The sequence below is a fragment of the Actinacidiphila glaucinigra genome, from assembly GCF_900188405.1.
Classification (GTDB): Bacteria; Actinomycetota; Actinomycetes; order Streptomycetales; family Streptomycetaceae; genus Actinacidiphila; species Actinacidiphila glaucinigra.
The window spans coordinates 149,747-174,957 of record NZ_FZOF01000013.1 but is presented as its reverse complement, the minus strand read 5'-3'; the positions used below and the strand labels follow the sequence as shown (position 1 = coordinate 174,957).

Annotated in this window: 22 protein-coding genes and 2 pseudogenes; 16 read left to right on the top strand and 8 right to left on the bottom strand. The window is 68.3% G+C overall.

Annotation, left to right across the window (positions count from 1 at the left end; all coding sequences use genetic code 11):
- Positions 1 to 21: 21 nt before the first annotated feature.
- The 12 genes from CHF15_RS24920 (at position 22) to CHF15_RS24860 (ending at position 14,380) form a co-directional block, all read left to right on the top strand.
- Positions 22 to 2,862, top strand: a complete 2,841-nt coding sequence (locus CHF15_RS24920; protein WP_089226103.1) for a helix-turn-helix transcriptional regulator — start codon at positions 22 to 24, stop codon at positions 2,860 to 2,862.
- Positions 2,863 to 2,953: 91 nt separating this feature from the next.
- Positions 2,954 to 3,544, top strand: a complete 591-nt coding sequence (locus tag CHF15_RS24915; protein WP_245939029.1) for a sigma factor-like helix-turn-helix DNA-binding protein — start codon at positions 2,954 to 2,956, stop codon at positions 3,542 to 3,544.
- 330 nt (positions 3,545 to 3,874) lie between these two features.
- Positions 3,875 to 4,825: an NADP-dependent oxidoreductase gene (locus CHF15_RS24910; RefSeq protein ID WP_245939028.1), complete on the top strand. Its 951-nt coding sequence runs from the start codon at positions 3,875 to 3,877 to the stop codon at positions 4,823 to 4,825.
- A gap of 117 nt (positions 4,826 to 4,942) precedes the next feature.
- Entirely contained in the window at positions 4,943 to 5,347 is a 405-nt protein-coding gene (locus CHF15_RS24905) for a RidA family protein (protein ID WP_089226101.1), read from the top strand.
- A gap of 404 nt (positions 5,348 to 5,751) precedes the next feature.
- Complete coding sequence (locus CHF15_RS24900) at positions 5,752 to 6,480, top strand: RraA family protein (RefSeq protein ID WP_245939027.1); 729 nt, start codon at positions 5,752 to 5,754, stop codon at positions 6,478 to 6,480.
- A gap of 35 nt (positions 6,481 to 6,515) precedes the next feature.
- On the top strand, positions 6,516 to 6,869 hold the full coding sequence (locus tag CHF15_RS24895) for a carboxymuconolactone decarboxylase family protein (RefSeq protein ID WP_089226099.1): 354 nt from the start codon (positions 6,516 to 6,518) through the stop codon (positions 6,867 to 6,869).
- Between the two features lie 129 nt (positions 6,870 to 6,998).
- Positions 6,999 to 7,850 (top strand): NmrA/HSCARG family protein, encoded by an 852-nt coding sequence (locus CHF15_RS24890; RefSeq protein ID WP_089226098.1) that lies wholly within the window; start codon positions 6,999 to 7,001, stop codon positions 7,848 to 7,850.
- A gap of 309 nt (positions 7,851 to 8,159) precedes the next feature.
- Positions 8,160 to 10,127 carry a SpoIIE family protein phosphatase gene (locus CHF15_RS24885; RefSeq protein WP_089226097.1) on the top strand — a complete coding sequence of 656 codons (1,968 nt, stop codon included), beginning with the start codon at positions 8,160 to 8,162 and terminating at the stop codon, positions 10,125 to 10,127.
- A gap of 736 nt (positions 10,128 to 10,863) precedes the next feature.
- Positions 10,864 to 11,910 carry an aldo/keto reductase gene (locus tag CHF15_RS24875; protein WP_089226095.1) on the top strand — a complete coding sequence of 349 codons (1,047 nt, stop codon included), beginning with the start codon at positions 10,864 to 10,866 and terminating at the stop codon, positions 11,908 to 11,910.
- Between the two features lie 71 nt (positions 11,911 to 11,981).
- On the top strand, positions 11,982 to 12,734 hold the full coding sequence (locus CHF15_RS24870; RefSeq protein WP_089226094.1) for an SDR family NAD(P)-dependent oxidoreductase: 753 nt from the start codon (positions 11,982 to 11,984) through the stop codon (positions 12,732 to 12,734).
- A gap of 59 nt (positions 12,735 to 12,793) precedes the next feature.
- Positions 12,794 to 13,612, top strand: coding sequence for an SDR family NAD(P)-dependent oxidoreductase (locus CHF15_RS24865; RefSeq protein WP_089226093.1), 819 nt, complete (start codon positions 12,794 to 12,796; stop codon positions 13,610 to 13,612).
- A gap of 93 nt (positions 13,613 to 13,705) precedes the next feature.
- Positions 13,706 to 14,380 carry a TetR/AcrR family transcriptional regulator gene (locus CHF15_RS24860; protein WP_089226092.1) on the top strand — a complete coding sequence of 225 codons (675 nt, stop codon included), beginning with the start codon at positions 13,706 to 13,708 and terminating at the stop codon, positions 14,378 to 14,380.
- A gap of 387 nt (positions 14,381 to 14,767) precedes the next feature.
- Here CHF15_RS24860 and CHF15_RS24855 read toward each other — a convergent pair whose 3' ends face one another.
- The 3 genes and pseudogenes from CHF15_RS24855 to CHF15_RS24845 form a co-directional block, all read right to left on the bottom strand.
- Positions 14,768 to 15,856, bottom strand: coding sequence for an alkene reductase (locus tag CHF15_RS24855; RefSeq protein WP_089226091.1), 1,089 nt, complete (start codon positions 15,854 to 15,856; stop codon positions 14,768 to 14,770).
- A 29-nt stretch (positions 15,857 to 15,885) separates the two neighbouring features.
- On the bottom strand, positions 15,886 to 17,283 hold the full coding sequence (locus CHF15_RS24850) for an MFS transporter (protein ID WP_220093327.1): 1,398 nt from the start codon (positions 17,281 to 17,283) through the stop codon (positions 15,886 to 15,888).
- A 205-nt stretch (positions 17,284 to 17,488) separates the two neighbouring features.
- Positions 17,489 to 17,974: pseudogene (locus tag CHF15_RS24845) on the bottom strand (transposase); the annotation flags it as partial.
- A 205-nt stretch (positions 17,975 to 18,179) separates the two neighbouring features.
- Here CHF15_RS24845 and CHF15_RS24840 point away from each other — a divergent pair.
- On the top strand, positions 18,180 to 18,572 hold the full coding sequence (locus tag CHF15_RS24840) for a hypothetical protein (protein WP_089226089.1): 393 nt from the start codon (positions 18,180 to 18,182) through the stop codon (positions 18,570 to 18,572).
- Positions 18,573 to 19,198: 626 nt separating this feature from the next.
- Here CHF15_RS24840 and CHF15_RS24835 read toward each other — a convergent pair.
- Together CHF15_RS24835 and CHF15_RS24830 are read right to left on the bottom strand one after the other, a co-directional pair.
- Positions 19,199 to 19,726, bottom strand: coding sequence for an SMI1/KNR4 family protein (locus CHF15_RS24835; RefSeq protein ID WP_089226088.1), 528 nt, complete (start codon positions 19,724 to 19,726; stop codon positions 19,199 to 19,201).
- Positions 19,727 to 19,970: 244 nt separating this feature from the next.
- The gene (locus CHF15_RS24830) at positions 19,971 to 20,462 is read right to left on the bottom strand and encodes a DUF4265 domain-containing protein (RefSeq protein WP_089226087.1); all 492 of its coding nucleotides are present in this window, start codon (positions 20,460 to 20,462) and stop codon (positions 19,971 to 19,973) included.
- A 177-nt stretch (positions 20,463 to 20,639) separates the two neighbouring features.
- Between CHF15_RS24830 and CHF15_RS45885 the strand changes: the two are divergent.
- Positions 20,640 to 20,777 (top strand): annotated as a pseudogene (locus tag CHF15_RS45885) (NUDIX hydrolase); the annotation flags it as partial.
- Here the strand turns inward: CHF15_RS45885 and CHF15_RS24820 are convergent.
- From CHF15_RS24820 to CHF15_RS24810, 3 genes are all read right to left on the bottom strand, one after another.
- On the bottom strand, positions 20,764 to 21,156 hold the full coding sequence (locus tag CHF15_RS24820) for a hypothetical protein (RefSeq protein WP_089226086.1): 393 nt from the start codon (positions 21,154 to 21,156) through the stop codon (positions 20,764 to 20,766). The pseudogene CHF15_RS45885 and the gene CHF15_RS24820 sit on opposite strands and share 14 nt — an antisense overlap.
- 130 nt (positions 21,157 to 21,286) lie before the next feature.
- A complete protein-coding gene (locus tag CHF15_RS24815; protein ID WP_089226085.1) occupies positions 21,287 to 22,183 on the bottom strand; it encodes an aminoglycoside phosphotransferase family protein in 897 nt (298 codons plus the stop codon).
- Between the two features lie 217 nt (positions 22,184 to 22,400).
- Positions 22,401 to 23,003 carry a DUF308 domain-containing protein gene (locus CHF15_RS24810; protein WP_089226084.1) on the bottom strand — a complete coding sequence of 201 codons (603 nt, stop codon included), beginning with the start codon at positions 23,001 to 23,003 and terminating at the stop codon, positions 22,401 to 22,403.
- 209 nt (positions 23,004 to 23,212) lie between these two features.
- On the opposite strand from CHF15_RS24810, the gene CHF15_RS24805 reads away from it, so the two are divergent.
- Both CHF15_RS24805 and CHF15_RS24800 read left to right on the top strand, forming a co-directional pair.
- Positions 23,213 to 24,403: a sensor histidine kinase gene (locus tag CHF15_RS24805; RefSeq protein WP_089226083.1), complete on the top strand. Its 1,191-nt coding sequence runs from the start codon at positions 23,213 to 23,215 to the stop codon at positions 24,401 to 24,403.
- Positions 24,400 to 25,059, top strand: coding sequence for a response regulator transcription factor (locus CHF15_RS24800; protein ID WP_089226082.1), 660 nt, complete (start codon positions 24,400 to 24,402; stop codon positions 25,057 to 25,059). Before CHF15_RS24805 ends, CHF15_RS24800 begins: the two co-directional genes overlap by 4 nt.
- Positions 25,060 to 25,211: the final 152 nt, after the last annotated feature.

Genomic DNA, 25,211 nt, shown 5'->3' with positions numbered 1-25,211 from the left:
GCGTTCTGCGATAGCCCCCGCATGACCGCCGGCGCGCTTCCCGACCTGGTTGGCCGGCATCGCGAGTGCAAGGAGCTCGACGACCTCCTGGTCGGCCTGCGCAAAGGTGAGTCCCGGGTCCGGGTGATCCGTGGCGAGGCGGGCATCGGGAAGTCGGTACTCCTGGAGTACGCGGTCGCGCGGGCGTCAGAGGTGACCGTGACCCGGGCGCGGGGCATCGAGGCCGACATGGAACTGCCCTACGCGAGCCTGCACCAGCTGTGTGCGCCGTTCCTGGCCGAGGTCGACGCGTTGCCGGGACCCCAGCGTGACGCCCTCCGCGTGGCGTTCGGGATGGCGGCCGGAGATCCGCCCGACCGCTTCCTGGTCGGTCTCGCCGTGCTGACGCTGCTCACCCGGGCCTCGGAGACCCGGCCGGTGCTCGTCGTGGTCGACGACGCCCAGTGGCTGGACCAGGTGTCGTTGCAGACACTGGAGTTCGTGGCCCGGCGGCTGCTCGCCGAGGCGGTCTCGATGACGTTCGCGGTACGCGACCCCGAGGGGCAGGCCGCACTCGGTGGTCTGCCGGAGATGCGGCTCGGGGGTCTCGACGCCGCCGCGGCCGGAGAGCTCCTGGAGGCCGCCGTCGGCGGGCGGCTGGAGAGGCGGGTCCGGGACCGGTTCGTGGCCGAGATGGATGGCAACCCGCTCGCACTGCTGGAGTTCTCCCGCGGCCGCAGCGCCGCCGAGCTGGCGTACGGCTTCGGCTCGAGTTCCCCGGGTGTCCAGGGGCCGGTGTCGAGTCGCGTGGAGCGGGACTTCGTCGGCCGGCTCGGTTCGCTGCCGCCGTCGACCCGGACGCTGCTGCTGATCGCCGCGGCGGAACCCGTCGGGGACGCGCGCCTGCTGGTCCGTGCGGCCGCCGCCATGAAGATCACTCCCGATGCCGCACCGGCCAAGGCGGCCGGACTGATCGAGTTCGGTGAGTCCCTTCGGTTCCGGCACCCGCTGGTCCGTTCCGCGGTCTACCACCAAGCCGACGCCGAGGAACGCCGAGCAGTGCACCGGGCGCTGGCGGAGGCCACGGATCCGGTCCTGGATCCCGACCGGCGCGCCTGGCACGCGGCGCAGGCCGTCGACGGGCCGGACGAAGAGGTCGCCGCGGGGCTGGAGCAGGCCGCCGACCGGGCGCGGCAGCGCGGTGGCATGGCAGCCGAGGCGGTTCTGCTGGAGCGCGCGGCCGAGGTGACGCCGGACCCCTGGCTGCGGGGGAGCCGAGCTCTCGCGGCCGCCGAGGCACATTTCTCGGCCGCCTCGCCCGACCGTGCCACGGAGCAGGCGACGCTCGCCGAATTGAGCCCCCTCGGGCCCCTGGACCGAGCCCGCGTGGCGCGCCTGCGTGCCCGGATCCTCTTCGCCCGCCGCCGCAGCGACGAAGCGGCACCGCTGCTCCTCGATGCCGCCGCACAGTTCACGGCCGCCGAGTCGCCGCTTGCCAGGGAGACCTACCTCGAGGCAATCGGCGCGACCATATTCGCAGGCAGGGTCCACGGCCCGGCAGGTGCCCGCGCTGCGGCGATCGCGGCCCGCGGGTCCGGGGCGCCCCCTTCGGGATCCAAGGCCGCCGACCAGCTCCTGGACGGTGTGGCCACCCTGCTTGCTGGCGGTTACGCGACCGGGGGGCCGGCACTGCGCTGTGCACTGGAGCCTCTCCTGCACGAGGAACTCGGCACCCGGGAAGCGACGATGCGCTGGCTTCTCCTGGTCCCAGTTGCCCTGGAGGCCTTCATCCACTATGCCTGGGACCTGACCGCATGGGACGCACTGGCGACTCGTGCGGTGCGCCTGGCTCGCGACATCGGAGCGCTCGGCGTGCTGCCACCCGCACTGATCTACGCCGGTGGAGTGCGTATTCACACCGGCGACTTCGCCGAGGCAGGCCGAATGATCGACGAAGCCGACGCAATCGCCGCCGCGACCGGCCACGCTCCGCACAAGTACGCGACCCTGGTCCTGGCCGCGTGGCGAGGCGACGAGGACGCTGCCGCCGGCATCATCGAGGAAGCCAAGGCGAGGGCCACACAACGTGGCGAAGTGTCCCTGCTGGGCGCCGCGGGCTACATCCAAGGCGTACTGTTCAACGGCCTGGGTCGCTACGACCAGGCCCTGGTCGCCGCTCGTTCCGGCATCGAACACGACGGGTTCAACTTCACCGGCCTGTCGCTGGTCGAACATGTCGAGGCTGCGACCCGGTGCGGCGAGCTCGGCCAAGCCCGCGACTCGCTCGCCCGGCTGGTCGAACTCACCCGCGCCGCGGATACCGGATGGGCGCGTGGCGTGACCGCTCGCAGCCAGGCTCTGCTCACCGAGGGCGACGAGGCCGATGGTCTGTACCGGATCGCGATCGAACAGTTCCGCCGCGACCGCGTGGCCGTCGCCGTGGAGATGGCACGCACCCACCTGCTGTACGGCGAGTGGCTACGCCGGGCCAGCCGCCGTTCGGCGGCCCGAGAACACCTTCGCACGGCACACGAAATGTTCGACGGGATGCCGGCAAACGCGTTCGCTGCGCGAGCTCGCCGTGAGCTGCTCGCCTGTGGCGAACGCGTCAAGGTACGGGAAGCCAAGCCCTCGAGCGCCCTGACCCCCCAGGAGTCACAGATCGCGACTCTTGCCGCCGGCGGCATGACCAACCCGAAGATCGGGGCGGAGTTGTTCATCAGCCCGCACACCGTGGAGTGGCACCTGCGAAAGGTATACAGCAAGCTCGGGATCAGCTCACGGCGCGCGCTGCGAAACGCTCTCGCGATCGCCCCCGACACGGCCACCGCTCGATCCGGCGGGGAGCCGGCACGCGAGACACCGGGACCCCCACGGAGTTGACCACGGACTTCCAGGGCTCGGGGAGGAGTATCGGGGACCGAGGATGGAGCCATCGCCCTCAATGGGTGCCATCCACTAAAGGGAGTCCCCGATGTCCGCGCCCAGCCTGGAGACGACGATGCCGCCCCGACCCCCGGGCGCTCGCTCGGACCAGGAGAATCCGGACCCGGCATCGGATGACCTCCGGGAGGCGGAGGCCGTCTTCGACGACGCCCGCAAGCTCATGTTCGGGATCGCTTATCGCATGCTCGGCAGTGTTCGCGAAGCCGAGGACGTCCTCCGGAACGTTTGGTTGCGCTGGGGGACCTCTGACCACACTGAGGTGCAGGACATGCAGGCGTCCCTCATCACGATGGTGACCAGGCTGGCGATGCTCGAACTGCACGCTTCGAGAGTCCGCCGGGAGAGCTATGTCGGCTTCTGGCTGCCGGAGCCCGTCGCCACCACAAACGACCCCCCTATGGGCGCCGCGAATGAGAAGGCGCTAGGAGTTGCGGCGCTGACGCTGATGGAGCAGCTCACTCCCGCGGAGCGGGCAGCCTACGTGCTCCGCGAGGCGTACGACTGCTCGTACGCGCGGGTCGCTGAGATCATTGGCCTGTCCCAAGCCGACGCGTACCGCCTGGTCATACGGGCCAGGGAATTCCTGGCTGATGCGCCCCTGGCGCACACGGAGAACTGACAGCCCATCGGTAAATTCCAGGGATGCCGCAACAAAAGCATCGACGGTTCCCGTAAGCGATCATGTGGGGGTCACAGCCGGCACCGTCCCAGAGTTCCGGACCGATCGGCGGCAGCATGTGCCGTCCTCGTCTGATGGGGGTCTTCTGGGGAACACCGGCATTTGAGGGCCCCGCGTCCCACTGCGGGCTGATCCCAGGACAGGGCTGCTGTCCCACACAATCGCGTTCCAAAGCGACGCGACTTGCCCGACGCAGCGGACGAGGTTCCGTGCCGTTCGCATCGCGCCGTACATGCAGATATGACGCCACCCATTTGAAAGGTTCTCGATGTGAAAGCCGTTGTCGTCCCAGGTTTCGCAGCCCGGCCAGAGCTGGTGGACCTGCCCACTCCCGAACCCGGACCCGGCGAGTTCCTGGTGCGTATGCAGGCAGCCGGGATGAACCCCTTCGACTGGAAAGTAGCCGACGGCGCCCTCAGGGACGTAACACCGCATACCTTCCCCCTGGTCATGGGGTCAGACGGAGCCGGCGTCGTCGAGAAGACGGGCCCGGGCGTGACGCGCTTCCAACCCGGTGACCGCGTCTACGGACAGTTCATGCGGCTACCTCAAGGCTTCGGTTCCTACGCCGAGTTCACCCTCGCCGAGCAGGACGGCAAGGTCGCGCGCATCCCAGAAGGGCTATCCTTCGCGCTTGCCGCAGCACTTCCCACTGCGAGCGTGACCGCCTACCAGGCTGTTGCAGCCGCACGTCTCTTCCAGACAGGTGTATTTCTGATCAACGGGGCAAGCGGCGGGGTGGGGCAGTCGGCCATCCAGTTCGCCGCCCGGGCCGGGGCCCGCGTTCTGGCCACCGGAACACCCGACATCGCCGGGTACCTGCGCGATCTCGGTGCCCACACCGTGGTTGATTTCACCCGAGCTCCCACGCATGAGCAAGTGGCCGCCGCCTATCCCGGCGGCATCGACGCCGTCCTCGACCTCATCACTCCCGCAGGAGGCGACATCGGCCCCATGGTTGGCCTGCTTCGCCCGGGTGGGACTTTGATCAGCACCAACTACGCCACCGACCCCGATGCTCTGGCCGCCAGCTTGATTCTCGGCGTCAACATCTCCAACGACCCCACCACCGAGACGTTGACTGCGCTCGCAGAATTCGCAGCCAAGGGAGACCTGCGCGTTCGTATCGACGCCGAAATCTCGCTCGCCGACGTACCGGCCACCGTGGCCAAGGCCCGTACCGGGCACGCCACTGGAAAGACCGTCATCGTTCTCCGGTGATGCTGCCTGCCGTCGTGAGGGATGGCGCCTCCGCGGGCCTGTCACATCAACGAGGCGATGCTGGTCATAGTTATTGACCCGACTTGCGCGGAATTCATTCGGTTAAGAGGAGAGATCGTGACTGTAACGTCCCGGGAGTTCAACTTCGGCATGCCGTGGGAGACTCTTTACGGATATAGCCAGGCCGTGCAGGCCGGCGAGACGCTCTACATCTCAGGGCAGTTGTCACACGACAGTACGGGAGCCTTCATCGGGACCGGTGACTTCGCACTCCAGATGAGCACAACCCTCGACAACCTCGACCGCGTGCTCGAGCACTTCGGTGCCCGCCGCGACCAGGTCGTCGAGACAACCGTCCTCGTCAGGGGCTTGCGGGAGCACTTCGACACGGCGGCCCGACTGCACTCCGCGTATTGCGGCGACCACCGCCCCACCAGCACCATCATGGGCGTCTCCGATCTGGCGCTGCCCGACCAACTGGTCGAGATCGGTGCTGTAGTTCGTCTCGACGTCACGCGCTAGCGTTGCCCTGTCCTTTCCTGCCTCGGAGGCCCGCGGACATGCGGATGCCACATAGGTATGCACTGCCGGTCCCGGAGGAGCCTCCGCGCTGACCTGGAGCGGTGAACTCCCCTGGCCGTACCCCGAGTGCGTCAACCGGGTATCGGTGTCCGGCTCGCTGGTCTCAGTGTGGCCAGTCCGGCATCCGATGGTTGTTTCGCGAACCGACCGTGGGCCATCGGGGCGGCAGGTGGTCCTCGCATAACTAATCGGCACGTAGGTGAAGTGCGGTTGTGGGGGGCGTCTATCTCGATCGTCATAGATCGATGTAGATGCCCCTTACGAATGCAACGTAACTGACACACCCGCAGATAACTGATGTTCCCATGGGTGTCACACATCCCCCGGGTGGTGGGTCATAGGGGATGAAGCAGCGTGCGAACCCGGAGAACATCGTGAACAGCCCAATCCTCGACAATCTGCCCGGTGGGCAGATCGACGTGAGTGAAGAAATCAGGCGGAGAGGTCTGTCGGCGAAGCTCACGACCGCCAACATCGTTGACGCCATGGGGAGATTCCACCGTCACCGGTGCCACCTGTCGGACTTGGTGAGCCCCACGCCGGACCAGGTGCTCTTCGGGCCGGCGGCGACGGTCTCGTACTTTCCCACCTGCCATGACATCCTCCCATCCGAGCGGTACAACTTCCGCCGACTCTTCGAGGAGGCGACGCAGGCCGGCGCACGCGGCCATGTTCTGGTCCTCGCGAGCAACGGACATCCTGACGTGTCATTGGCCGGCGGGACGAAACTCTCCCTGCTCGCCTCCCACAGCCTCGCCGGGGTCCTGGCGGACGGCCGTCTACGGGATTTCGCCGAGCTCTCGACCTGTGGGTTCGCCGTCTACTGCCGTGGAGAGAGCGTGAAGTGGGGCGGTGAGGTCGTGACCCCGTTCGAGGCGGGCCGCCCCGTTGTCGTGGACGGGGTGATGATCCGGCCCGGCGACTATGTGTTCGCCGACTCCTCCGGCGCCGCGGTCATCCCGCACGAGCAGGTACTCGAGGTACTTGAAGAAGCACACCGTGTGGCCGGGGAAGACCTCGAGGCCACAGACGGAATCCATCGCGCGGACGTCCCTCCGCAGCAAGCCGCCTGACCGGGCGCACACCAACCCCACACATCGAGCGGATCATGTCCTACCACGAGCACACCGATCACCACTACGCCAAGCACATCCGTGCCGGCGCCCCAAAGGCCTTCACAGCGTTCGCTGCCTGGGATACGCAGGTCATGCGGGGAGACGACAAGGTCATCCCGCGCAAGTACACCGAACTCATGGCCGTGGCGGTGGCACTGACCACGCAGTGTCCTTACTGCATCGAGGCGCATACCGACGCTGCGCACTCCGCGGGCGCGACCCAGCAGGAACTGGCCGAGACGATCATGATCGCCGCTGCGCTGCGCGCGGGCGGCAGTTACGCCCACGGCTTCATGGCGATGAAATTCCTCGAGCGTGCTGAGGGCGGCGGCATTCCCGGCGCGTAGTCGCCGGCCCGAAGAATGTTCTGCGGATGCTCCGTGTTGCCACACCGGCGTATCTGCCATGGCCGGATACATTTTTCACCGCCATTGAAGTCCATTGTCATGCAGTCAGAAAGAGAAGGAGTTCCCGCGATGATTGATGAGCCGATTCTGGTGCTTGCCGCCACAGGCGGACAGGGCAGGGCCGTGACCGAGGCGCTGCTGGCCCGCGGGGCCGAGGCGCGGGCGATGGTCCGGGACCCGCAGCGGGAAGCGGCTCGTCGACTGGCCGATCGGGGCGTGGCCGTTGTCGCGGGTTCCCTGAGTGACGGCGCCTCTCTCGCCGCGGCCATGGACGGGGTGGCAGGGGTCTTCGCCTTCACCACGCCCTTCGAGGCCGGCGTGGACGCCGAGGTGGCTCAGGGAAGGGCCATCCTTGCCGCGGCCGAGGAGAGGCGCGTGCCGCACCTGGTGTTCAGCTCGGTGGCCGGGGCCGACAAGGAGAGCGGGGTGCCGCACTTCGACAGCAAGGCCCGTATCGAAGCGGAGCTGACTTCCGGCGAGGTGCCCTACACGATCCTGGGGCCGACGTACTTCTACGACAACGCGCTCGGCGGAGCGGAGCGCATCCGCGGCGGGGTGCTCGACCTGCCGCTGCCGTCCGACAGGCCGTTGCAGCAGTTGGCCCGCGCTGACCATGGTGCGTTCGCGGCCGAGGTCCTGCTCAACCCCGCGCCTTACGTGGGGCGGCGTATCGAGCTGGCGAGCGACGCACCCACTCCCGCGCAGATGGCGGACGCGCTCGGCACCGCCCAGGGACGGAAGGTCCAGCACGAGCGCGTACCGCTGGAGGCTGTCGGGAACCCCGACATGCACGCCATGTGGAGCTTCCTCAACGGGCCCGGTTACGGCGTCGACATCCCGGCCCTGCACTCGGCCCATCCGGAGATCGCCTGGACCAGCTTTGCCGACTGGGCGCGAAGCGCCTTCGCTCCTGGCCGCTGACTCCGGCCACTGCTCCCGGTCAGGCGTTCCGGAGGGGAAGCCGTACCCGGGACGGCGAGGCCGTGCTCGTGTTACCTCGCACGGGTTGCCATGCGACCCCGGGGCTCGATCGCAGGTACCGACCGCGGGTCGACATCGTCCGCACAAGCCGGGCTGCTGCTGGTCTCGGAGGACCGCAGCCCGGCGGGTGTGGGGGATCCGAGTGCCCGCGACCACACTATGGAGTCGGTTGGACACATCCTCAAGCGTTGAGTGGCAGGATGCGCCACTATTGTCGAAAGGGTGCTTGCGTGGCTGTCAGGAGCCTCAATGGATGCCTCGGACGAACTCCTCCGCACCGCGGATCCGGCGGCCCTTCTGTCGTTGGACGGTGCCATTCGGAGCCTCAATATTGCGATGACCACAGTGCTGGACCGGTCGGCGAATCGTTGCCTAGGGCGTAAGTTCAGTGAACTGTGGCCTGCAAGCCAGCGGATCTTGGCGGACAGTCTCGTGGTCAACGCCGCCAATGCGAAAACGGTGGCGATGCGGGTTCTGCAGTTTCCCGGGCACGGCGGAGAATCTGTTGCCTGTCTGATGGAGGCGCGGCCGGTGCAAGAGCCCACCAGTGGGCAAGGTCTTGTCTGGCTCCACGCGCTGGACGCGGGAAACGACCTGGCCAGCCTTTTGATCCCGTTCCGGCTTGCCACCGAGGCCGCCGATCTGGGGCTGTGGACATATTCACCCGACGGAGAGCAGTTCGAGTGGCTTGGGGGTCTGCCCTCCTTCATCCTCGCCCTGCCCGATCTCACCGGACCGCTGCCTCGAATCATCTCGGCAGTGCACCCCGACGACCAGGAACCCTTTTTGCGCCTGCTGCGCTCGGGGTCCGCCCAGTCCTCGTGGGTGACCTTGCGCTGCCTCAACCAGCACGGCGGCTGGCATCAACTGTCGGCTCAGACGCGGCGGATTCGGCTGGGGTACGGCGGCCCTGAGCGGATCTTCGGGCTGGTCCGCGACGATACCCAGCAAGTCAAGCGCAAGCGGAAGGCGCAAGCCGCACTGGCCGCGGAACGGAAGCGCGCCAAAGAGATCGCCGATCTGTCTTCGGCTCTCATCACCGCGGCCACTGAGCAGGAGCTACAGCAGGTCGTCCTTACCCGACTGGCCGCGACATTCGGTGCCAGCGGCGCTCTGCTCGCACTTGTCCACGAGGACCGCCTGCAGGTCTCCACCGATGCGGGGATAACCATGTGGGAGGTCGAAGCTTTTCAGGGCATGAGGCTGGACCATCCCACGCCACTGCCCGAAGCGATCCGTACCGGCAAGCCCCGGTTCATCCCTGACCGCAGCGCCTACATCCGCCACTGGCCCCGCGCCGTCGCCTATCCACCACTCGCGCAACTCGGGCCCGACTACGCCGTCTCGATCACTCCTCTCAGCGAGCCGGGTAATCAACCGCTCGGTGGATGGGTGATGACCTACGGCTCCGGGTACCGGCCATCCCTGGATGAGAGAACCCTGATGGGCACCGTGGCCGACCTCGCGGGCCAGGCTCTGCGACGGATCAGGTTGCAGCAGGCACGCGTCGATCTCGCCTCGGCGTTGCAGGAGACCATGCTGCCTACGCTGCCCGAGGAACTTCCGGGTCTGGAGGTGGCCGCCCGCTACCGGCCCAGCCGGGACGGCCTCGACATCGGCGGGGACTGGTACGACGCTTTCGTGATGCTTGACGGTGCGATCGCCCTGGAGATCGGCGATGTCCAAGGGCATGACGTGGATGCGGCCGCCTTCATGGGACAGGTTCGCTTGTCCATGCGTGCAATCGCCGCTCAGGAACCGGACCCGGGAGCTGTGCTCACCCGCACCAATGAGCTGCTCGTCAGCATGAGTCCTGCGCGATTCGCCAGCTGCACCATCCTGCATGTCGACCCACGCGATGGACGGGTCATCGGTACGAGCGCCGGCCATGTGCCGGTGCTGTGTGCACATGGGGACGGCAGCCACGACATCGTGCAGTTGCCGGGCGGGCCGGTGCTGGGAGTTGTACGTGGCACCGAGTATGGCGAGGATGTGTTCGATTTGGACGAGGACAGCGCGCTGATCCTGGTCACCGACGGTGCGGTCGAAGGACCGAGCCTGACTCTGGACGCCGGCTTGGAGCGAGTTGGAACGCGGGCGGCCAAAGCCCTGCGCGACGGTATGAACTCCGAGGAAATCGCCGACCGTATTCTGGCCGCCGCGGTCGCGGTCGACCACGTCGACGACGTCGCTGTGCTGGTCATTCGGCGCACCTGACGGCGTCCGTGCCCTCAAACAGGGCCCAGTCGGACGCAACCGACGACGGAAAAGGCGTGCAGCCGGATACATCTGACGTCCAGACGGATGCGCAGTCGGCTGCAGCCGATCACGGCGGAGATGCGCAACCGCACGGCGAGGGACCCATCCCCGATGCGTCGAGGCTTCCGTCGGAGCAGGGAAGGGACAATCTCCTGGACGAGGCGCGCCGCCGGGCACATCGGACAGCGTCGCGCGCAGCGCTTGCAGCGCATCCTCAAGCAGGATCGCGCACCGTGGTGATCACCGGGGGACACGCTCCAAGGCACCTGTCCTCCTCCGTCCGCACCGCCGCCCGACGCCGCAGCCGGCGGGAGCGGCTGGACCACCGGCGTGACATCCCCAGCAGCGCGAGCAACTCCCGGTAGGTGGACTCGGGAAGCCGGCGGTCCGTCACCCGCACATGCAGAACATGCGCGCCTTGCTCGGCGCGACGGGCGTTTTCGTCCATTGTCACCGCCTCCCTCGCATCGCGTCCGTACGCATATTCGAATTGGGGCGGGCGGCAGTCCGCAGATCCAACGCCGCGCGTGAACGCAGGAACGTGCAGGTGGCAGTGCTGAGTGGGCGCCGTGCGCCTCACTCCGGGCCGCCGGGACTGGACAAGAGGCCACTGGACCTTTAACGTGAGGGCGTAAGGTTCCAGTGGCCTCTTAAAAGGCTGCGGGACACAGACTCCACACAAAGGCGGCAGGGCGTGAACGAAGACACCACACCAGCAGCCCGTACGCAGCTGGGCAGCTCCGGCATCTCTGTGCGGCCGGTCGGCCTCGGCCTCATGGGGATGTCGCAGTTCTACGGAGCGGCGGACCCCGACGTCTCGGTCGCCACCATCCAGGACGCGATCGAGCTGGGCGTGGAGCTGTTCGACACCTCGGACTACTACGGGGCGAGCAGCGCCACCCCGGGCCGGCCGGTGCCGGGCTTCGGGCACAACGAGGAACTGCTGGGACGGGCCCTCAAGGGCCGCCGGGACCGGGCGGTCGTGGCGACCAAGTTCTCCGCGCGCCCCACCCCCGAGGGCCGCAGCTTCTTCGACGGCCGCCCCGAGTACGTCAGGGCCGCCTGCGAGGCCAGCCTGAAGCGTCTCGGAACGGACCGGATCGACCTGTACTACTACCACCGGCTGGACCCGGCCGTCCCTGTCGAGGACACCGTGGGCGCCATGGCCGACCTGGTCGTCGAGGGCAAGGTCCGGGGAATCGGTCTGAGCGAGGTCAGCACGGAGATTCTGCGGCGGGCCCACGCCGTCCACCCCGTCTCCGCCCTGCAGAGCGAGTACTCGCTCTGGGAGCGCGGCGTCGAGGCCGAGGTGCTGCCGGAGTGCCGCCGTCTGGGCATCACCCTGGTGCCCTACAGCCCGCTTGGCCGCGGCATGCTCACCGGTGCCTTCCGCCGGGGAGCCGAGTTCGGCCGCGACGACTTCCGCTCGACGCTGCCCAAGTTCCAGGGCGAGAACTTCGAGAGCAACCTGCGGCTCGTCCGTGAGCTGGAGCGGTTCGCCTCGGGCGCCGGCGCCACTCCCGGCCAGATCGCCCTCGCCTGGCTGCTGGGCCGGCACCACGACATCGTCCCGATCCCGGGCTCCAAGCATCCGAACCACGTCCGCGCGAACCTCGCGGCCACCTCGGTCCGGCTCAGCGCCGACGACGTGGCCGCCCTCGGCGCCCTGTTCGACCCCGTACGGGTCAAGGGCGGCCGCTACGGAGCCCTCAACACCCTCCGGGACGACACCGAAGAGTGACGTCCCCACCGACACACCGCACGCAGGGGCGCGGCCGCGACCTGGGCGCGTCTGGGCAAGGAGCACATCTCATGAACTTCGACGACCAATTCGCCGGCCGGACCGCCTTCGTGACGGGCGCGGGCAGCGGCATCGGATCCGACATCGCCCGGCTGCTCGCGGCCCGCGGGGCCGCTGTCGCCCTGGTGAGCCGCCAGGAGGAACCCCTGAAGGAGCTCGCCGGCGAGATCGCCGCAGCGGGGGGCAAGGCCCTCGTCCTGCCGGTCGACGTCAGCGACCCGCTTGCCGTCGAGCACGCTGTCGCCGAGACCGTCGGTCACTTCGGCGCCCTGCACCTGGCCGTGAACAACGCGGGCACCTCCGGCGTCCTCCACGAGGTCCCCGACCTTCCCGAGGACGAATGGAACAGGACCATCGGAATCAACCTCTCCGGCGTCTTCTACGGGATGAAGTACCAGATCCCGGCGATCCGGGCGGCCGGTGGCGGCGCCATCGTCAACATTTCCAGCGTCTTCGCCGACCGGGGCCTGTCCGCCCGCGCCGCCTACAGCGCCAGCAAGCACGGCATGCGCGGACTGACCCGCACGGCGGCCTCCGAGTGGGCACGGCACGGGGTCCGCGTCAACGAGCTCCAGCCAGGCGTCATCCCGGTGCCCCGCCAGCAGGGCAACCCCGACGAGGTGGCGAAGATCGCCGAGCGCATCCCGGCCCGCCGGCTCGGCACCGGCGTGGAAGTGGCCAAGGCCGTCGCTTTCCTGCTCTCCGACGAGGCCTCCTACGTCACCGGCGCCCACCTCGCGGTCGACGGCGGATTCCTCATCTGAACCACGAAGATCCCCGACCCCCCTTTCCTCCATCGAGCAAGAGAGACAGAGGCACCACCATGAGCAAGACCTGGCTGATCACCGGAAGCTCCCGCGGCCTGGGCCGCGCGATCGCCGAGGCGGTCCTGGCGGCGGGCCACAATCTGGTCGCGACCGCCCGGCGCGTCGAATCCCTGAACGACCTCGTCGACACCTACGGCGACAAGGTCCGCCTGGTCACCCTCGACGTGATCGACGCCGCCGCCGCACGGCGGGCCGTGCAGGCGGCCGTGGCGGCCTTCGGGCGTCTGGACGTCGTCGTGAACAACGCCGGCTACGCCGACATGGCCGCCATCGAGGACATGTCCGAGCAGGCCTTCCGCGACCAGATCGACGCCAATCTCCACGGCGTCGTCAACGTCACCCGGGCCGCCCTGCCCGTCATGCGGGAGCAGGGTGCCGGGCACATCGTCCAGATCTCCTCCGTCGGCGGCCGCGTGGGCGGCCCCGGTCTGGGCGCCTACCAGGCGGCCAAGTGGGCGGTCGGCGGCTTCTCCGAGGTCCTGGCCAAGGAGGTGGCCCACCTCGGCATCAAGGTCACCGTCGCCGAGCCGGGCGCCATGCGCACCGACTGGGCGGGCTCCTCGATGGCCACCCCGCCGGTCAGCGAGCCCTACAAGCCGGTTGTCGAACCCGCGATCGCCCGCCAGCGGGCGTCGGACGGCAACCAGACCGGCGACCCCGCACGCGTCGCACGCATCCTGCTGGACATCACGGAGTCCGAGGAGCCGCCGCTGCGTCTGCTGCTCGGCAAGGACGCGGTCCGGGTCGGCCGGGTCGTGTCCGAGACCCTCGCAGCCTCCGACGCCAAGTGGCGCGAGGTGAGCGAGTCCGTATGACCCGGGGCATCGGGCCTGGACGCCCGGTCGGGGCTTAGGCTTACCGCAGGCGGCGCCGAGTGCGGGCCGAGAAGGTTTCCCGGGGAAGTGACAGTGGCAGACGATCGGTCGACGGAATTCCAGCGGGCGCGAAGCGCCGAGCAGCGCGAGATCCGCAAGCAGGCCATCATCGACGCCGCGACACAGCTCTTGGCGGAGATGCCGGTCGGCGAGATCAGCCTGCGCGAGCTGAGCCGGCGGGTCGGGCTTTCGAAGACCAACGTCGTGCGGTACTTCGAGACCAGGGAGGCGGTCTTCTTCGAACTGCTCAACCGTTCCCTCACGCAGTGGATCGAGGAGCTGCCCGCCGAACTCCCGACCGCGGGGGCTCAGGGTGCCGCCTCGCCGGAGGCCGTGACGTACGCCCTGGCCCGGTCTCTGGCCCGCAGGTCTCTGCTCTGTGACCTGCTGAGCGCGCTGGGATCCGAACTGGAGCGGAACCTCTCCGTCGAGGCCGCGCGCGAGTTCAAGCTGGCCCATGGCGGTTTGCTGGGCACGCTGGCGGATCTGGTGCAGCGCAACATCACCGCACTGACGCCGGCGGCCGCCCGGGAGCTGGTCTCCCTGACCGTCGTGTGCACGGCCGGACTCTGGCCGTTCGCCCACCCCTCGGAGGCGGTCGCCGAGGCCCAGCGGACCCCCGAACTCGCCGACACACGGGTCGACTTCGCCGAACGGCTCGGCCGCACCCTGCACGTCGCCGTCACCGGGCTGCTGACGCTGGGCTGACGCCGGCGGCCGGTCCGGGCAGGTCAGATGGGCGAGCCGGTCACTCCGCCGTGGAGGTGGATGTTCCGGCCGCAGGCCGCCGCGTGATGACCACCGTCAACCACGACGGCAGCTCCGTCTCGGCGTTCGCCGAACCGGCGGGGCGGGCGTATCCGGGGCACTGGATGCGCCTCGACGGGACCTGCCCCGAGCGGCGACCGCACCAATGTCCGCGAAGCCCCACCCGCCCGCCGTACCCGACGAGTTGACCTGCGACTCCCAGGCAGGCCCACCACGCCGGCCGGTAGTTTGGGAAGTCCATTGAGGGCATCGATGTCCAGGTGCTCTTCGGTGGTGGCCGGGGGATCGGGTGCCGCAGCACCGCGGACCGTGCGTCGTCTGGCGGCATCAACTCGCGTCGGCGGTGGCACCGAGGGCCGGGTAGTCGGTGAAGCCCGCGGCGTCGCCGCCGTAGAAGGTCGCCGGGTCCGGTTGATTGAGCGGGCCGCCCGTACGCCAACGGTGGACCAGGTCGGGGTTGGCTATGTAAGGACGGCCCACGGCGACCAGGTCCGCCAGGCCACGGCCCAGTAGGTCGGTTGCGATCTCGGCGTCCGTTACGGGTTCCCAGCCGGTGTTGACGACTGTGGGGCCGTGGAATCGGCTGCGCAGGTCACTCAGAAGGGAGCCGGCCGGGTCGCCGATCGTGTGCAGGTAGGCCACTCCCAGCCGGGAGAGCGCGTCGACGAGGGCCAGGTAGGTGGCAGCCGTCTCATGATGGTCGTCCTCTTGGATGCCGTGGAGGGCAGCGCCCGGCGAGATGCGGACGCCGACGCGGTCAGGACCGATGGCCTCGGAGACGGCCCGGACGGCGTCGACGACGAACCGGGAGCGCGCCTCGGGGTCTCCTCCGTAGGCGTCGTCGCGGTGGTTGGTGGAGGGCGAGAGGAACTGGTGCAGCAGATATCCGTTGGCGGCGTGCAGTTCGACGCCGTCGAGTCCGGCCCCACGGGCGGCAATGGCCGCATCGGCGAATTCCTGTACGACCGAGCCGAGTTCATCGGTTCCCAGGGCGCGGGGCACCGGGTGAGGCCGGGCGCCGCCGGCGGTGAACATGGCGCCTGGAGCGGCCAGCGCACTGGGCGCAACGGTCTCCGCGCCGTGCTTGTTGTCGGGGTGCGAGATCCTGCCGGCGTGCATGAGCTGGCCGACGACGAGGCCCCCGCCTGCGTGAACCGCCTCAGCCACTCGAGCCCACCCGGCACGCTGCCGCGGCGTGTGCAGACCGGGAGTGTTCATGTACCCCTGGCCTACCGGGCTCGGCTGTGTTCCCTCGGTGATGATCAGTCCCGCGGTGGCACGCTGCCCGTAGTACGTGGCCATGTCCTCGGTGGGCACCCCGAAGGGCGTGGCACGGTTCCGGGTCATGGGTGCCATGACGATGCGGTTGCGCAGCGTCCACGCACCGACGCCGACCGGTTCGAAGAGCTTGGTCATGTGGACTCCTTGTCGCGAGAGGTGGACTTTCAGTAAGTGGCGTGTATTTCCTTCACCGGCGCGCGGCTTGACGTCCTGAGCGTGGTGAGGGTGACGACGAAGGCGACGGCGAGGAGGGTCGCGCCTGCGATGTACGCGGCGCGGTACCCGTGCACGTAGGCCTCCAGCTGCCGTGCGCGGGGGAGGGCATGCGCCGGGCCGGCGAGGAACGTGGTGGAGGCGGACACGTAAAGGGTGTTGAGTAGGGCCGGGCCGATGGCGCCACCCACCTGCTGGGTGGTGCTGATCAGCGCGCTGGCCACCCCGGTGTCGGAGGGCTCGACGTCGGCCAGCGCCGCATTGGGCAGGGCGAGGAAGAAGGCACCCAGCCCCAGGCCGGTCAGGATCATCGCCGGCAGGACCACGGGCAGGTAACCGCTGGTGGCCTTCGACAGCGTCAGCCAGAGGGTGCCCAGTACGGAGACGGCGGTTCCGGCAGCCATGAGCCGCTTGGGGCCCACCATGGTGACCAGAGGAGCGCCGAGGGTCGCAGATACGATGATGCCGATGCTGAAGGGCAGGAAGGCCAGCCCCGCGCTCAGTGGCCGGTAGCCGAGATTGACCTGAAGGTAGTAGGTCAGGAAGAGCATCATGCCGAACATGCCCGAACTGATCAGCAGGGAGGCGAGGAGAGCCCCGCCACGATCGCGGTCGAGCACCACACGCAGAGGCAGCAGCGGGTGCCGGACGCGTCGCTCGACGATGACGAAGCCGGTAAGGAGCAGCAAACCGGCCGCCAGCCGCAGCCATGTGGCAGCGGTGTTCCACCCGCCTTCCGAGGCCTGGGCGAACCCCCACACGACAGCGACCAACCCGGTCGTGACCAGCGCGGCCCCGGCAAGATCATGGCGGTGCTGCCCTTCGGCGCGGCTTTCCCGGAGCGTCGGCAGAGCGGCCAGCGCCGCGACGAGGGCGATGGGTGTGTTCACGAACAGGCACCAGCGCCAGCTCGCGTACTGGGTCAGCACGCCTCCCGCGATAAGCCCCACCGCGCCGCCGGCACCTTGCAGGGCTCCGTACACCCCGAAAGCCTTGGCCCGCTCGCGTGGCTCGGTGAACGTGACGGCGATCAGGGACAGCGCCGCGGGGGCCAGCAGCGCGGCGAAGGCACCTTGCAGTGCCCGGCCGGTGAAGAGGAATGCCGCGTTGGGGGCGAGTCCGCCGACGGTGGAAGCGGCGGCGAAACCGACGAGTCCCAGAAGGAAGGCCCGTTTGCGGCCGGCGAAGTCGACGACACGGCCTCCGGGCAGCAGTAGTCCGCCGAACGCGAGGGCGTAGGCCGTGACCGCCCACTGCCGGTCGGCGTCGCTGATCCGCAGGTCGGCCTGTGCATGCAGCAGAGCGATGTTCACGATGGAGACGTCCAGCACCACCATCAGGGTCGCCACCGAGATGACGGTCAACGCGTACCAGCGCCGCGGATCCAGCGCCGGGACGCTCTCCCGCAGGGCTCCGGTCCCAGAAGTCATGAAAGATACGTCCTTGAAAGACGGGGAGATGGAAGCACCGGTGACGGGAACGGCCCCGGCGGCCGGTGCATGAGCCACCGTGACCCGCACCAGGACACTCCGGCAAAGCCTCATGCCGTTTCGGCAACCCAAGGAGCTCGCGGAGTCGGTCGGCGTTGACGCCGACCGCGATCAGCAAGCGGACGTTGATGATGCGGCCGACTTCGCGGACCCTCCGGGTCAGTGCGTCGACCCAGGCGAACCCACTGACCTGGGACGTGCTCAGCTGTGTTACGCCGAGGGACTCGGCGAGTCTCTCGACCGGGCGGGTGGAGGCCCCGAGCAGGTAAGCGGTCGCGACCACCGGGATCAGTGCCTCTGCGGGGCTTGGAGACGGCCAGTTTGAGGGTGTCGGCCCTGGTGTCCCACTCGCACGGGCGATATTGGTTGCGGTGGTTGACGCGTTCGTCGCTGACCTGCCCGTATTCCGGGTTGTAGAGGGCATCGGCCTCGGCGGACATGAGAGCGTCGGCGAACCTCTTGACCAACGCGCGCAGCAGATCGGGGAACTCGCCGCTGCGCGGCCTCTCCTCGGTCAGGCCGTGCGGGGCAGACTGTTTGGCGCGGTCATCGTGCTGATCTCCTTCGAGCCTTGGACATCCCGGGGACCAGCCGGTGGCCGTTCCCATATCCGGACCCTCACTCCGGCGCCGGGAACGCCCGGATCAGGTGGGAACCCGCACACCCTTTCCGAGGACGCAACGGCGCTGCCCCGCCTGCCGCCTTGCGCTGTCGGCCCGTTACGATCGCGGCTCACCCGCGGATGAGGAGATGCCGTGAACGAGGAGCACTCTGCCACGCAGCGCGAGGTCGCGCTCGAGCCATTCGCGCGCGCAGCCCGTGGTTGCACGGCCGCCCTCGTTTTCGCCTTTGCCGTACTTGTGGTGTTGTTCAGCTTCCTGGGGACCATCGAGATGGAGTCGTTTCCCGGACTGCGGGACAACCTGGCGCCGCTAGCCGTGTACGCGCTGGGGTTCGCAACCTTGGTGGCCGTCGGTGGCCTGGCGCTCTCCGGATGGCGGTCCTACGGCGGATGGGCTGCTGTCGCCTGCGTTGGCGTTCTCATGGCACTGCGGATGTGGACGCTCGCGCCCATGCTGCACTGCTGGTCGTACGACAGCGTGGGGCGCAACGGCGACGGCTCGTACAACTGCGTGAACCGGGGGTGACATGCTTCCCTGAGGCCTCGGAACGCCCGATGGGGAGATTCGCCCTGAACGCCTGGCAGTCGGGGTCGTCGGCCTGGTGCTATTGGCGATGCTCCGAGATTCGCAACGGTGTGATCCGGGCGGACTCGGCACTCCTCCCTGCTGCCACTGCGCGACGCCAGACGGCCATCCCCGGCCCCGGCGTCCTCCGTCCTATGGGGGACATCGGCAACAGTGCGCCCAGCGGTGTGCAGGCGGTCAACATCGCCAGGCTCTGGATCGAGAACGCCCCGCACTGGAACCGGGTGAGCGAGCCGTGGTTCGCCTCCTGCCCATGGGATCCTTCCCAGTGGCAGCACGTAAGGGTCGGACAACCATTCTGGAAGTCCGTGCCCCAGAGCCAACCACGCCAAGCAACTGACCATCCGGGAGCAACGCGTCGGCACATTGGCCGCTTCGTCCCGAAGCAATGCGAGCGACTGCCCGACCTGGGGCCGAACCGGCGCTGACCTGCGCGACTGTCTGCAGACGTCCGTGGTCGCTTGCCCACGTGCGGGGCCGTTGCAGCGCCGTCAGAAATTCGGCCAGCGAACGGATCCCGCTGACGAATCGAGACCAGAGCAGGAGGCATACCAACGTGGTCGTTCTCAGGGCAGGAATTCGTAGAACGGGCCGTCGGGCGCGCGGTCACCAGAACACACGGTGACGTCCTCGCCCCTGAGATAAGCCAGCAACCACTCGCTGAACGCCATCTCGTGGAGGTGCCAGGCCGGACTGTCGAACTCCTGAACCACGACACGCCAGGGCGACGAGGGCTCGTCGGGAACGCGAAGGAAAACATGCTCCCCCGTCGTAGCCGACGCCACCGGAATCAACTCCCCGGGATCTGTTCCGGCCCGACTGGGCAGGAACTCTGTCATGTCCTCCTCGCGCCAGAACTCAAGATCTTCCCTGATCTCTCGGCCCAGACTATGCAGAAGATGGCCGGCGGGATGCTTCAGGTACAACTGCTTGTTGACCTCGATCGAACCATAGGCGTCCACGATCTCACGGAAGTCCGCAGGAAACTCGATACCGAGTTCCTGCTCCAATTCGAGCCACGGAGCCTGATCCGCCCAGTTGAACCGAGGTTCACCCAACAGGACTTTGATCTCTGCAAGCGTTGCCACCGCCATGCCCTTCCAGCACATCGATCCGACCTACTCGCGTTCGGAGCCTATCCGCCACGCACCAACGACCCGGCAGTGGGCGTGGAGCCGGGACTCCTCGTAAGTTCTTCTGGAAGTGGTGAGCAGGGCCTCCGGCTGAGGTCAGAGCAACGCTCTCGGTGCCTGACCTGCGCCGATGTCGTGGCCGGCTGTCATCGTCTGTCAACGTCGGCTCGCCTTGGACGGCCCGGCTACGGCCCGGTCCCGCCTCCTACGCAGGCTGCCACCAGTTGAGTGGTTCTCCGTCAGCACCGATTACGTTGCTGAACTCCCATTCGAGCTGCCCGCTCACTGAGGTGGCCCAGGCGCCCATCACCGCTTCGACGGCGGGGCATCCGGCAGAAGCGGGCACCGTCACCACGATGAACCGGCGATCGGCAGGAGCCTCGACCAGGCCGTTCAACGGCGCAAATCCCTTGGTCAGGGCTTCCAAGGAGTCAGCGTCGAAGGCCGGCTCGCCAAACGCTTGGATGCAAAGGTTCGGGCCCCGCCGCTCAACCTGGAACAGTCCCTCGGCATCGATCTTCAGCAGGTCACCAGCCGCGCAGCCTTCGACCAGTCCCGGACTGCCCGCGAGTTCGAACAGCCCCGGACCGACAGCTCTGGCCGGAAGGGTCTCAAACACAGGCTTGCCGGAGCTTGTTCGGCCCACTTGAAGGGAGACGTGGCAGCGGCCGGCGTGGTCTGGGCTTTGGGCGCTCATGCGAGCATGCTGGCATACCCGTGCTGAGGTCGGCGTAGCGGCTTTGGACAGGAGCCGCCATGGGGCCGAGGGATCGGGGGCCGTAAACTCGCCGCGACTCGGGCAGCACCTCGGCTGCCCGCGATGGCCCGAAGTGGGCCCCCGATCTTCGAGGCTCAACCCGTGATGGCTGCGTAAGCGGCGGAGTCGACCGCCCTTCCCGATGAGGTCGCAGAGCGTATGTCCGAAGTCTTCGCCTTCCGATTGCTCGACGCCCTGGACGACAGCAGCCCGTACGTTCGCAACCACGACGGCCAACACGTCATCCCGAGCTGATCGATCCCCCAGAGCGCCGGTCGGTCCGGGTGAGGACTCCCGTGACGCTGTTGCCCGGGAACGGGTGACGCTCGGTGCGAGGGAGGGGCACTTCAACGAGCCGGTTGTCGTACATCATCCAGAGACCGAAGCAGTCGTCCTCTTCGTCATGGATGAGGACCTGCACCGAATGCGGGTCGGGCCACGGCAAGGACTCAAGGTACGCGACCAACCCATGCCAGTTCAGCCGCCAGAACTCCACAGCCCAGGCATCGAACAGCCCCTCGCCGATCGGGACGAAACACTGATGCCACTCCCTGTTCTCGTCGGACTGAGTCAGTGGTTCCATCACCTGCTTGGCGTCCCTGGCGATGACGATGACCTCGGCAAATCTGCTCATGCGCGCAGTATCTCCAAGCCGACCACTCGCCTGGCAAGCCGTTTAACCATCCCCGTCGAGGGCGGGACAGTAGACGACGCATGATCCGAACCGCCTTCGACAGCTTGCGCGGCCTATGACCGGGGCGACATCACTTCGTCGACTCCAGAATGCGGTCGAGTGTCCGGCGCCCCATTCCGCTCATCGTCGGATTGCTCTCGACGTAGTACCAGACGAGACCCATCGCCTGTTCGAAGGCCCATGCCTTGCCGCGCTCCCACTCCAGATCGTCGCAGGCCAGTGTCTGCCGGAGCACTTCCCGCGGGCCCTGTTCCAACAGGTGCCAGGCGCTGACCAGATCCAGCGCCGGGTCGGCCGGGCCGAAGCCGCCGGTGTCGAGTACGCCGCTGAGCCGGTCTCCCGCGACCAGTACGTTGCCGGGAATCAGGTCACCATGGCTCATCACATCGCCAGCCGTACGTGGCAACTCCCGCAGGTGACTCCACACTTGGCGCAGCCGGGGCACATCGAGCAGTCCCTTGCTCTCCTCGAAGCACTTCGCCATCCAGTCGTCGTGGTCAGCGAGAACGCCGCCACGGTTCTCGCCGCTGAAACGGCGTCCCCGCGTCTCCGCGTTCCGCAGGGCTGCGATGAAGGCCGCAAGGTCCGCGGCGAAGGCCTCAGACCCACTCGGGTCGGCATCGAAGGCGACTGTTCCCGGTAGCCATGTCTGGACCGACCACGGCATGGGGCAACCCGCTCCGGGCTTTCCCAGGGCGACGGGTTCCGGAACGGGGAACCGGGACACCTGTGCCAGCTCCGCGCTCGCCTGGGCTTCCCGTTCCAGAACCGCCAGCGCCTCGGCGGGATCGGTCAGACGCAGCGGGAAGCGCGCGGAGAGGTCGTCCCCGATGCGGAAGATGGCGTTGACCGTCCCGGTCGACGGCTGGAGTCGGATCGCCTTGCCGCTCCACTGAGGGAACTGCTCCCGGATCAGGGCCGCAACGATGTCGGGGGTCACGTCGACTTGGTCATCGTGCATGGTCATTCTCGCGGGCCCTTCCCCCAGTCCAATGTGAACCGTCCAATGCGAAGTGCCGCCGGCAGGCCAGATCAACGGAGACGACAGCCAGTATTCATGCGCCAGGATCCTGAGCAACGGAAATTTTCGGGTGCCGGGCGTTCCACGTTCTGGTCGCGGCAAGCCTCCTCGTTGGCGTGGATGCCGCCCCCGGAAGAGGCGGTGACCCCGACGGCGCTGGTCATCACTTTCCGCGTCGGCTGCGGCCACTCAGGGCGATGACGGAGACCAGGAACCAGAAGGCACCGAAGGCCGAGTATCCGGCGACGGTGGACAGGCCGCTCGTCGCCGAGGCGGAGCCTGCGGCGATGGTGGCGCCGGCGAGTACGGACTGTCCACCGCTGATCACCATGGGCCACTGGGCGCCGACAGTGCGCCGGCGCCGGATCGCCACGACGAGCTGGATGGCTCCGGAGAGGAGCGCCCAGACGCCGAACACGAGCAGGGCCGTCCCGATGGTGGAGAACGCGGCGATGATCATTCCGGCGGTGGCGGCGACGCCGAGACCCATGTTGACGGTACTGACGCGGTTCGCGGAGCCGGAGCCGCCGCCGGCCAGGCGGCGCTCGAGGAGCGTGGCGACGGCGTCCCACAAGGGGTAGACGACGAGCAGCACGGCCGCGATCACCGTGGGCCTGTCCGTCGACACGAGCGAGGCGGAGGTCGTGAAGACGAGCGCCACCCAGATCAGGGAGAAGACGACTCGGATCAGGTGGAGCGATCGGAGCCCGGAAGCCCTCGTCGTGGCCGTGGTCGAAGGGGCCGAGGTTACGGTGGTCTGAGTCATCGGGTGTCCCGTTGTGATCGTGACGTTGTGAGGCGGTCGCCTCGACGACGAGTCTCAGGGGCCTCGGGAAGGGCCGCGTACTTCGAACGAAGTAGTTCTGCCATTCGCTTCGACGGCATGGGTTCCGCCGTCGCGGCCGACCGCGGCAGCTTCGCGGTCTACATCATTCGAAGTACACGGCCGCCGCACACGTGAACGAGAATCGGCTCATGGTCAAGGCGCAGAACAGTCAGGACGGGCTCGCGGCACCGCTGTGGGTCCGCCGCCCCGAGGTGCTGCACCGAGTCGCCTACGCGCTGGCCGCGCTGGGGTTCACCGGACAGATCGTGGCCGTGGTCCTGAGAGGCGCGGACTGGCCGACGGCCCTGTCCGTGCTCCTCGCCGGCGGCGGTGTCGCCCTCTCCTGGTGGAAGCCGTGGGCGGGACTGGTCGTGGCGAGCGCTGCGTCGTTCGCCGTCACAGCGGTGGGCCACGACCCCCTGTCGGTGTGGATGATGGCGGTGCTCGTACTGTTCTCGGTCACCCTCAGGGGAAAGCAGCCGCTGGCCGCAACCGGCATCGTGGCGGCGTTCTTCCTGGGCGCGTTCATGACGGTCGGAGGGTTCCGTGGCGGCGCCGTCGTGGGAGCCGCCGCCGTCTTCTCGGCTGTGGCGGGAGGCGCGACAGGGGCCGCGCTCCGCATCCATCGAGACCACTGGTGGATCCTGGAGGAACGGGCGGAGAGCGCCATCGCCACCCGCGAGATCGAGGCCACCCGACGAGTGACCGAAGAACGACTGCGCATCGCCCGGGACCTGCACGACGTCATCGGCCACCAGGTCGCGATGCTGAGCCTGCACCTCGGCGCGGCGGAGATCGGGCTGCCCGAAGACGCCGAGTCCTCCCGGCAGGCCCTCGTCTCAGCCAGGTCCAGCGCCCGCACCGTCGTCGTCGAAACGCAGCGCATCCTCGCGCTCCTCCGCCTCGGGGACGACATCTCCGACGACGAGGCGCTCCGGCCGACCCCGGCGCTCAGCGGCCTGGAAGGACTCATCGCCTCCTTCGAGAGCATCGGCCTCGACATCCGGCCCTCCATCGACATCCCCACCGGTTTCGTGGAGCCCAGTGTCGGCGTCACGGTCTACCGGGTCGTTCAGGAGGCACTCACGAATGCCTACCGGCATGGAGAGGGGACGGCGACGGTGGATGTGCGCGAGCACGACGGCAAGATCCACGTCACCGTGGAGAACCGCGTCGGCCGCTCACCCCGCGGCTCCGGCTCCGGCTCGGGCAGCGGGCTCGGGCTCGTCGGGATGCGCGAACGCGTCGAGTCCTCCAGCGGGCGGCTGACGATCGACAGTCACGACGGGCGATTCCGGGTCCACGCGGAGTTCAGCCCCGTGGGAGCCGTCGTCCGATGACGCGGATCCTGATCGTCGACGACCAGGACGACATCCGGGCCGGGATCCGGGTGATGCTCCGGCTCGACCCGGGCCTCGTCGTCGTGGGTGATCTCTCCGACGGACTCCAGGTCGTCCCCTTCCTCCGGGAGCACCCCGTCGACCTGGTCCTGATGGACATCCGGATGCCCGGCATCGACGGTGTCGAAGCCACCCGCCGGATCCGCGCGGAGCATCCGCCCGAGAAGACGCGGGTGATCGTGCTGACCACTTTCGACCAGGACGACATCGTTCTCGCCGCCCTGCGCGCGGGAGCCAACGGTTTCCTGAGCAAGACCGTGAGCCCCGCTGAACTCGTCGCCGGAATCGCCGAGGTCGTCGGCGGTGGCGGTGCGCTGTCGGCCGCGGCGACGGCCGCGCTCATCGGTCACATGACGGACAGACCGCCCCCGGTGATCGACCGGGAGCTGCTGCAACGCTTCGGCGCCCTGACCCCCAGGGAGCGGGATGTGGTCGTTCTCATCGCAAGCGGCCTCGGCAACGACGAGATCGCGGCCCAGATGTCCGTGTCGCCGTTCACCGTGAAGACGCACGCGGTGCGGGCCATGACGAAGGTCGGCGCACGTGATCGGGCGCAGCTCGTCTCGTTCACCTTCCGGGCCGGCCTCTACCCCTGAGCTACCCCGGAGCCGGGCGTGTCGTCCGCGGTGCACGCAGGTCCCCGCGTCCCGTGCTTCCCCATCGACCGGGCCCCGGACGTGCGAGGGCCACCCGCACGCGCACCCCCAGCAGGAGGGGCCCGCGTACGGGTGGCCGCGGATCGTTCACC

What these genes read in the sequence shown, in the direction of transcription:
- CHF15_RS24810 (WP_089226084.1), bottom strand. Translation starts at nt 23,003, where the DNA reads ATGACTCAGACCACCGTAACCTCGGCCCCTTCGACCACGGCCACGACG.
- CHF15_RS24820 (WP_089226086.1), bottom strand. Translation starts at nt 21,156, where the DNA reads ATGAGCAGATTTGCCGAGGTCATCGTCATCGCCAGGGACGCCAAGCAG.
- CHF15_RS24805 (WP_089226083.1), top strand. Translation starts at nt 23,213, where the DNA reads ATGGTCAAGGCGCAGAACAGTCAGGACGGGCTCGCGGCACCGCTGTGG.
- CHF15_RS24855 (WP_089226091.1), bottom strand. Translation starts at nt 15,856, where the DNA reads ATGACCAAGCTCTTCGAACCGGTCGGCGTCGGTGCGTGGACGCTGCGC.
- CHF15_RS24865 (WP_089226093.1), top strand. Translation starts at nt 12,794, where the DNA reads ATGAGCAAGACCTGGCTGATCACCGGAAGCTCCCGCGGCCTGGGCCGC.
- CHF15_RS24800 (WP_089226082.1), top strand. Translation starts at nt 24,400, where the DNA reads ATGACGCGGATCCTGATCGTCGACGACCAGGACGACATCCGGGCCGGG.
- CHF15_RS24915 (WP_245939029.1), top strand. Translation starts at nt 2,954, where the DNA reads ATGTCCGCGCCCAGCCTGGAGACGACGATGCCGCCCCGACCCCCGGGC.
- CHF15_RS24900 (WP_245939027.1), top strand. Translation starts at nt 5,752, where the DNA reads ATGAAGCAGCGTGCGAACCCGGAGAACATCGTGAACAGCCCAATCCTC.
- CHF15_RS24920 (WP_089226103.1), top strand. Translation starts at nt 22, where the DNA reads ATGACCGCCGGCGCGCTTCCCGACCTGGTTGGCCGGCATCGCGAGTGC.
- CHF15_RS24885 (WP_089226097.1), top strand. Translation starts at nt 8,160, where the DNA reads ATGGATGCCTCGGACGAACTCCTCCGCACCGCGGATCCGGCGGCCCTT.
- CHF15_RS24895 (WP_089226099.1), top strand. Translation starts at nt 6,516, where the DNA reads ATGTCCTACCACGAGCACACCGATCACCACTACGCCAAGCACATCCGT.
- CHF15_RS24815 (WP_089226085.1), bottom strand. Translation starts at nt 22,183, where the DNA reads ATGACCATGCACGATGACCAAGTCGACGTGACCCCCGACATCGTTGCG.
- CHF15_RS24835 (WP_089226088.1), bottom strand. Translation starts at nt 19,726, where the DNA reads ATGGCGGTGGCAACGCTTGCAGAGATCAAAGTCCTGTTGGGTGAACCT.
- CHF15_RS24870 (WP_089226094.1), top strand. Translation starts at nt 11,982, where the DNA reads ATGAACTTCGACGACCAATTCGCCGGCCGGACCGCCTTCGTGACGGGC.
- CHF15_RS24890 (WP_089226098.1), top strand. Translation starts at nt 6,999, where the DNA reads ATGATTGATGAGCCGATTCTGGTGCTTGCCGCCACAGGCGGACAGGGC.
- CHF15_RS24830 (WP_089226087.1), bottom strand. Translation starts at nt 20,462, where the DNA reads ATGAGCGCCCAAAGCCCAGACCACGCCGGCCGCTGCCACGTCTCCCTT.